The 7072-nt window shown below is 69.6% G+C and carries 8 protein-coding genes and 1 pseudogene; 4 read left to right on the forward strand and 5 right to left on the reverse strand.

Annotated elements, in window-relative coordinates; translation table 11 throughout:
- A partial coding sequence (locus tag FCU40_RS21985; RefSeq protein WP_168077890.1) for a PLP-dependent aminotransferase family protein occupies positions 1 to 1157 on the reverse strand: 1157 nt, incomplete at its 3' end.
- Between the two features lie 95 nt (positions 1158 to 1252).
- Here FCU40_RS21985 and FCU40_RS21990 point away from each other — a divergent pair.
- The 4 genes from FCU40_RS21990 (at position 1253) to FCU40_RS22005 (ending at position 4388) form a co-directional block, all read left to right on the forward strand.
- Positions 1253 to 1888, forward strand: coding sequence for a LysE family translocator (locus FCU40_RS21990; RefSeq protein WP_168077892.1), 636 nt, complete (start codon positions 1253 to 1255; stop codon positions 1886 to 1888).
- 37 nt (positions 1889 to 1925) lie between these two features.
- A complete protein-coding gene (locus FCU40_RS21995) occupies positions 1926 to 2399 on the forward strand; it encodes a molybdopterin-dependent oxidoreductase (protein ID WP_168077894.1) in 474 nt (157 codons plus the stop codon).
- A gap of 92 nt (positions 2400 to 2491) precedes the next feature.
- Complete coding sequence (gene prfA, locus FCU40_RS22000; protein ID WP_035017480.1) at positions 2492 to 3562, forward strand: peptide chain release factor 1; 1071 nt, start codon at positions 2492 to 2494, stop codon at positions 3560 to 3562.
- 58 nt (positions 3563 to 3620) lie between these two features.
- On the forward strand, positions 3621 to 4388 hold the full coding sequence (locus FCU40_RS22005) for a pseudouridine synthase (protein ID WP_168077896.1): 768 nt from the start codon (positions 3621 to 3623) through the stop codon (positions 4386 to 4388).
- 8 nt (positions 4389 to 4396) lie between these two features.
- On the opposite strand, the gene FCU40_RS22010 is transcribed toward FCU40_RS22005, so the two are convergent.
- The 4 genes and pseudogenes from FCU40_RS22010 to FCU40_RS22025 all read right to left on the reverse strand — a co-directional run.
- Positions 4397 to 4846: a MaoC family dehydratase gene (locus FCU40_RS22010; protein ID WP_168077898.1), complete on the reverse strand. Its 450-nt coding sequence runs from the start codon at positions 4844 to 4846 to the stop codon at positions 4397 to 4399.
- 44 nt (positions 4847 to 4890) lie between these two features.
- Positions 4891 to 5298 carry a hypothetical protein gene (locus FCU40_RS22015; RefSeq protein WP_168077900.1) on the reverse strand — a complete coding sequence of 136 codons (408 nt, stop codon included), beginning with the start codon at positions 5296 to 5298 and terminating at the stop codon, positions 4891 to 4893.
- Between the two features lie 10 nt (positions 5299 to 5308).
- On the reverse strand, positions 5309 to 6463 hold the full coding sequence (gene ispG, locus FCU40_RS22020) for a flavodoxin-dependent (E)-4-hydroxy-3-methylbut-2-enyl-diphosphate synthase (RefSeq protein WP_168077902.1): 1155 nt from the start codon (positions 6461 to 6463) through the stop codon (positions 5309 to 5311).
- Positions 6464 to 6549: 86 nt separating this feature from the next.
- Positions 6550 to 7072: pseudogene (locus FCU40_RS22025) on the reverse strand (helix-turn-helix domain-containing protein); the annotation flags it as partial.

The following is a 7072-nucleotide window of genomic DNA, read 5'->3' on the forward strand; positions in this document are numbered from 1 at the left end:
CACAGATGCGGCGCGTAGGGCGTGCGCGGCGCCTCGACGGCGCGCCCCAGAATCTCCAGCGCGAGGGCCTGGCGGGCGGCGCTTTCGTCCAAGACCTCGGCCAGGATCTGGTCGGCGGCGCCATCCTCGATCCACTGGGTGGCGATCAGTCCGCCAAAGCCCGAGGGGGCGTAGGTCAGGGCCCGCACCGCGCTCAGCACCCGCTCGAACAGCGCCGGCGTCGGGGCGATCAGAAAGCCGGCTCTCAGGCCCGGCCCCAGGATCTTGGACACGCCGGCGACATGGAACGTCCGTTCCGGCGCGATCAGGGCGAACGGCGGCGGCGCGCCCGGGGCGTAGGCCGCGTAGAGGTCGTCCTCGACGATCGTCAGGTCGTGCTCGCGAGCGATGGCGGCTATGGCCTCGCGGCGGGCCAGGCTCATGATCCGGCCCGTGGGGTTCTGCAGGATCGGAAGGATCGACAGCACCCGCGCTGCGGTTTCACGCACGGCCGCCCGCAAAGCCTCGGGATCCAGTCCCTCGTCGTCCATGGCGACGCCCTTCAGCCGCCAGCCGTGATGCGCGGCCAAGGCCTTCTGGCCGTTATAGGTGGCGGCCTCGACCAGCACCGTGTCGCCCGGCCGCGTCACCGCGCCCAGGGACAGCGCCAGGGCCTGCTGGGCGCCGCCGCAACAGACCAGACGCCGCCAATCCACATCCTGGAAGCCGCCGGTCCGCGCGATCCACGCCGCGCCCGCCCGCCGCTGAACCTCGTGTCCCGCCGGAGGCGCGTAGGCCAGGTTTTCCAGCAGGTCGGGGCGCCGGCGCAGCCGGGCCAGGGCCTCGGGCAAACGCGTCGCGGCCGGCCCGGTCGGGGCGATGTTCTGGGCCAGGTTGATCGGTCCTTCGCGGTCGCGCGCGTGGTGGGCGGCCGGGGCGTTGACGAAGCTGCCCCGACCGACATGGGCGCTGACCAGCCCGGCCTTCTCGGCCTCGACATAGGCGCGCGTCACGGTGCCCAGGCCGACGCCGAGGCGGTAGGCTAGGTCCCGCTGGGGCGGGAGCCGCGCGCCGGCCGCCAAGGCGCCCGAGGCGATATCGGCCCGCAGCGCCGCCACCAACCGCTCGTACAACGGCGCCGCGCCCTCGGGGATGGCAGGGGTCCAGGCCGGAGGCACGGAGCATCTCCTATATTGTCACGATAACAATATGCAGTTTGACTCTCGATACAATGAAAATCATCACGGTGACACTACACGACATGGAGGCCGTGATGACCCCGGGATTGCTTCTTGCCTACGTCCTGTTCTGTTTCGCCACGGCCGGTACGCCGGGGCCGAACAACATGATGCTGCTGGCGTCGGGCGCGAACTTCGGCTTCCGCCGCACCGTGCTGCACATCGTGGGAATCAGCTGTGGCCTCGCCTTCATGGTGCTGGCCATGGGCTTTGGCCTAGGCGGCGTGTTCCGCGCCTATCCGGTGCTGCACGAGGCGCTGCGCTGGGTCGGGGCGGCCTACATGCTGTGGCTGGCCTGGAAGATCGGGACCTCGACCAAGATCAGCGACAAGGACCTGGGCAAGCCCATGACCTTCCTTCAGGCGGCCGCGTTCCAGTGGGTCAATCCCAAGGCCTGGGCCATGGCCCTTGGGGCGGTGACGACCTATGCGCCCGAGGGGGGCGGCTGGACCATCGTGCCGTTGCTGGCCGGGACCTTCATGCTGGTCGGCGCGCCGTGCAGCGCGGCCTGGGCGGGCTTTGGCCAGGGCCTGCGGCCCTTCCTGGACCGGCCGGCGGTGCTGCGGACCTTCAACATCACCATGGCCGTGCTGCTGGTCGCGTCGCTGTACCCGCTGCTGACCGAGGGCAAGCCGGTCGCCGAGCCCGCGCGGATAGCCCTTGCGCGATAAAGGGCGCGCGGGCCAGGGTCGGCGCAAGGAGATCCCCATGCGCCCCCTGCTCGCCCTCGCCGCCACGCTGCTGCTGGCCACCGCCGCCCAGGCCCAGGACCTCAAGGTCATCGTCGCCGGTCGCGACAGCGTGGCGCTGAGCCCGAAGGACCTGGCCGCCCTGCCCCGCGCCAAGGCGACGATCCAGGTCAAGGGCGCCAGCGTCGTCTACGAGGGCGCCCGGCTGGACGCGGTGCTGGCCCAGGCCGGCGTCGTGCATGGCGAGCGGCTGATGGGCCGGTACCTGAACCAGGTGGTGGTGGCCCGCGCCCAGGACGGCTTCTTCAGCGTGCTGTCCCTGGCCGAAACCGACCCCGTCTACCGCGCCAATCCGGTGGTGGTCGCCGACACGGTCAACGGCCACAAGCTGGACGTCCGCGAGGGCCCCTATCGCCTGGTGGTCGACGGCGACCTTCGCCCCTCGCGCGCGCCGCGCCAGCTGGTGTCGATCGAGGTCAAGCCGGCGTTCTGAGAACGCGTCTTGCGACGTCGCGAACATTCCCATCGGCCGCGAAAGGCTCTAGAGAAGCCGACCCGTTCCATTCCAAACGTGCGACGTCTCCCTTGCGACTGCCCCAGGCCCGCCTCGACCAGGTTCTCGATCGCTTCCGCGAGGTGGAGGCGCGCATGGGCGCGGCCACCGACGGGGCCGAGATCGTCAAGCTCTCCAAGGAGCACGCCGAGCTGAAGCCGGTGGCCGAGGCCGTCGAGCGTCTGGCCAAGCTGTCCGCCGAGCGCGCCGAGCTGGACGCCATGGCCGCCGATCCGGAAATGGCCGACATGGTCCGCGACGAGATCGAGAGCCTGGACGAAAGGCTGCCGGTCCTGGAGCGCGAGCTGGCCCTGATGCTGGCCCCCAAGGACAAGGACGAGAACGCTTCGGCCATCCTGGAAGTGCGCGCCGGCACCGGCGGCGACGAGGCGGCCCTGTTCGCCGGCGACCTCTTCCGCATGTACCAGCGCTACGCCCAGAACCACGGCTGGCGCGTCGAGATCGACAGCATCTCGGAAGGCGAAATGGGCGGCTTCAAGGAAATCGTCGCCTCGATCACCGGCGAGGGCGTGTTCGGCCGGCTGAAGTTCGAAAGCGGCGTCCACCGCGTGCAGCGCGTCCCGGCCACCGAGGCGCAAGGCCGTATCCACACCTCGGCCGCCACGGTCGCGGTGCTGCCGGAGGCCGAGGACGTCGAGATCGACATCAAGGAAAGCGACCTGCGGATCGACACCTACCGCTCGTCGGGCGCGGGCGGTCAGCACGTCAACAAGACCGACTCGGCGGTGCGGATCACCCACTTGCCCACGGGCGTCGTGGTGACCTCGTCGGAAAAGTCGCAGCACCAGAACCGCGCCCGGGCCATGAAGAACCTGAAGGCGCGCCTCTACGACATGCAGCGCGAGGCGCTGGACAGCGCCCGCTCCGAGGCGCGCAAGAGCCAGGTCGGCAGCGGCGATCGCTCCGAACGCATCCGCACCTACAACTTCCCGCAGGGCCGAGTGACCGATCACCGGATCAACCTGACGCTCTACAACCTGGCCCGCATCATCGAGGGCGACGCCCTGGACGACGTGATCAATCCTCTGATCGCCGAAGATCAGGCCGAGCGCCTGGCCAGCCTGGAAGAGAGCTTCGGCTGATGGCTTGGAGCATGATCTTGTCCGAAAACCGGTTCCCACTTTTCGGGATCATGCTCTGATGGCCTGGACCCGCACCTATGACGAGGCCGAGCCCCAGCGGGTCAACAAGTGGCTGGCCCAGAGCGGCGTGTGCTCGCGCCGCGAAGCCGAGCAGCTGATCGCCGACGGCCTGGTGTCGATCGACGGCGAGGTGGTCGAGGACGTCGGCCGCAAGATCCAGCCTGGCCAGACCCTGGTGCTGGCCGATCGGGCCACGGCCAAGCTCGACGCCACCCCGACCTATCTGATCCACAAGCCGCGCGGCGTGGTCTCGGCCCAGCCGGATCCCGGCCAGGTCCCGGCCGCGCGCTTGCTGACACGCGCCAATCTGTGGGGCGACGCGGCCGACTCGGCGATCCCGCGCTCGGGCGACCTGATCCCGCCGGTCGGACGGCTGGACAAGGACTCGCGCGGCCTCTTGCTGCTGTCCCAGGACGGCGTGGTGGCCAAGGCGGTGATCGGTCCTCAGTCGGATCTGGAAAAGGAATACCGCGTCGCCGTCATGGGCGATTTGACCGAAGAGAAGCTGGAACTGCTGCGCTTCGGCCTCGAGCTGGACGGCCGCGAACTGCGCCCGGCCGAGGTCGAGGTCATCTCCGACCAGCGCCTGAAGTTCGTGCTGCGCGAGGGCCGCAACCGCCAGATCCGCCGGATGTGCGAACTCGTGGAGCTGAAGGTCGTCGACCTGTTCCGGGTTCGCATCGGCCCGCTGGACCTGGGCGACATGCCCGAAGGCCGCTGGCGTCCGCTGACCAGCGCCGAGCGCGCGGCGCTGATCGCGGGCTGAGCCGCAGACTAGGCTTTCGGCCGCCGACGCCGAGGCACGCGAACGATGGCCTCGCCGTCCATGATCAGGTCCTCGCCGACGAAACCCTGGCAGCTGAGCGTGACGCGGGCGCTTTCGGGGTCGATGGCCGCCACGGTGACGCGGGCGGTGACCACGTCGTCGATGCGGACCGGCTTGTGGAAGGCCAGGGTCTGCGACAGGTAGATCGCCCCCGCCCCCGGCAGGATGGTGCCCACCACCGCCGAGCCGAATGAGGCCGACAGCAGGCCATGGGCGATGCGGCCGCGATAGGCGGTCTTGGCCGCGTAGGCCTCGTCCATATGCACGGGATTGAAGTCGTCCGAAGCCTCGGCGAACAAGGCGATCCGCGCTTCGGTGACGACGACCTGCTTTTCGGCCGTCATGCCGACGGACAGTTCTTCCAGGATGTAGCCGCCGGTGGGGTGTGGTCCGATCATCAGCCGGCGTTAGCGGTCATGGGCGGCGATGGCCAGAGAAAATGTCAGCGGGCGGGTTTCGAATAGGGGACGAACGGACCCAGGCTGACGAAGCCGCGCTGGAAGTGCGCCAGGGAGTCGAACAGATCGACGGCGTCGGGCTCGCAGAGATCGCCGCCATAGGTCCGGGTGACCAGGATGTCGTCCTGGCGCAACGAACTGGCGCCGCCGCGCGGCCGGTTCACATAAAGGCGGTTGCCCGGCAGGTGATAGACGATGGCCGTGCCGTCGATGATCTCGCTGCCCTGGATGTCGCCGAGGCGCAGGCAGCTGACGGGCTTGCCGGCGACGCGCCCCTCCAGAAGCTTGGCCAGCTGAGCCTCGCCAGCGGGGTTGGGCGGCTCGGCGGCCAGGGCGCCGGAGGCCGTCGCCAGAACACCCACCGCCATCAGACCAGAAACCCAGCGACGCATTTCGCGCTCCCTATTCGGCCGCCACGACCTCGGCGTCCTTGTCGGCCTTGTCCTGAGCGGCCTGGATCTCGGCGGCGCGCTTTTCGACCAGCTCGACGATGTGGTCGATCATGCCGTCGTTGGACTGCTTATGGTCGGGCTTGCCGGCCATGTAGACCATGCCCGCCCCGGCCCCGCCGCCGGTGAAGCCGATGTCGGTCATCAGCGCCTCGCCCGGCCCGTTGACCACGCAGCCGATGATCGACAGCGACATCGGCGTGGCGATGTGGGCCAGGCGCTCTTCCAGCGTCTCGACGGTCTTGATGACGTTGAATCCCTGCCGCGCGCACGACGGGCAGGCGATGATGTTGACGCCCCGGTGACGCAGGCCCAGCGACTTCAGGATGTCGAAGCCGACCTTGATCTCCTCGACGGGATCGGCGGCCAGCGACACGCGGATGGTGTCGCCGATCCCGGCCCACAGCATCGAGCCGATCCCGATCGCGGACTTCACCGTGCCGGTGCGCGTGGCCCCCGCCTCGGTGACGCCCAGATGCAACGGGCAGTCGATCGCTTCGGCCAGCTGGTAATAGGCGGCGACGGTCAGGAAAGGATCGGACGCCTTCACCGAGATCTTGAACTCGTGGAAGTCGTGGTCCTGCAGGATGCGGGCGTGGTTCAGGGCGCTCTCGACCATCGCCTCGGGGCACGGCTCGCCGTACTTTTCCAGCAGTTCGCGTTCGAGCGAGCCGGCGTTGACGCCGATCCGCATCGAGCAGCCGTGGTCGCGGGCGGCCTGGATCACGTCTCGGACGCGGTCGGGGCTGCCGATATTGCCCGGATTGATCCGCAGGCAGGCCGCGCCGGCCTCGGCGGCCTCGATGCCGCGCTTGTAGTGGAAGTGGATGTCGGCCACGAGCGGGACCTTGGCCTCGCGGGCGATGGTCTTGAACGCCGCCGTGCTCTCGACGTCCGGGCAGCTGACGCGGACGATGTCGGCGCCGGCCTCTTCCAGCTGACGGATCTGCTCCAGCGTCGCCTTGGCGTCGCTGGTCAGGGTGTTGGTCATCGACTGGACGGTGATCGGCGCGTCGCCGCCCACCTCGACCTTGCCGACGCGGATCTTGCGCGATTGCCGGCGCGTGATCATGCGCCAGGGACGGACGTGCGTGTGGTCTGCGGCCATGACGTCAATTTAGAGGGTGTCGAAGGCGGATAGAAGGCCTTCCACCGCCTGCCCGTCGATTTCCCCGGCCTGGGCCAAGGTCGGCGCTATTGAATGCGAACCGGAACGGCGGGCTTGGCGGCCACGGGCTGGGCCGGCGCGCTGGCGACCGGCTTCGGAGCCGGAGGCGGCGGCGGGATCAGCTTGGCCAGGGCGGTCTGGCTCGCGGTCAGCCGGCCGGTCAGCACGCCGCCATAATAGACGTCGAAGGCCTCGGGCTCGACCACGTCGACCGTCAGGCCCTGCGTGCGCGGCGCGCGATAGGCGTCGCCCGACGACAGCCAGCGGGTCAGCACCGGCGCGCCGTCAGGGCCGCGCACCGTCAGAGAGGTGGCCTTGCGCGCCTGAAGCACCACGCCCGAGGCCTCGGCCTGGGTCGCCCCCAGCATCTGCCCTCTCGGCTTGAAGGGCGAACCGAGCCGGGCCTGCTGGCTGGCCTCGCCGGCCTTGGCCTCGGCCTCTTCGCGAGCCTTGGCGGCCGCCTTGGCCGCGTCGACCGACCCGCCATTGGCGGCCGCGTCGTCCAGACCGGGAGTCTTGTAGGGCTCGGGGGTGGTCGACTCGACCGGG

The sequence above is a fragment of the Caulobacter sp. SSI4214 genome, assembly GCF_012184455.1.
Taxonomy (GTDB): domain Bacteria; phylum Pseudomonadota; class Alphaproteobacteria; order Caulobacterales; family Caulobacteraceae; genus Caulobacter; species Caulobacter vibrioides_E.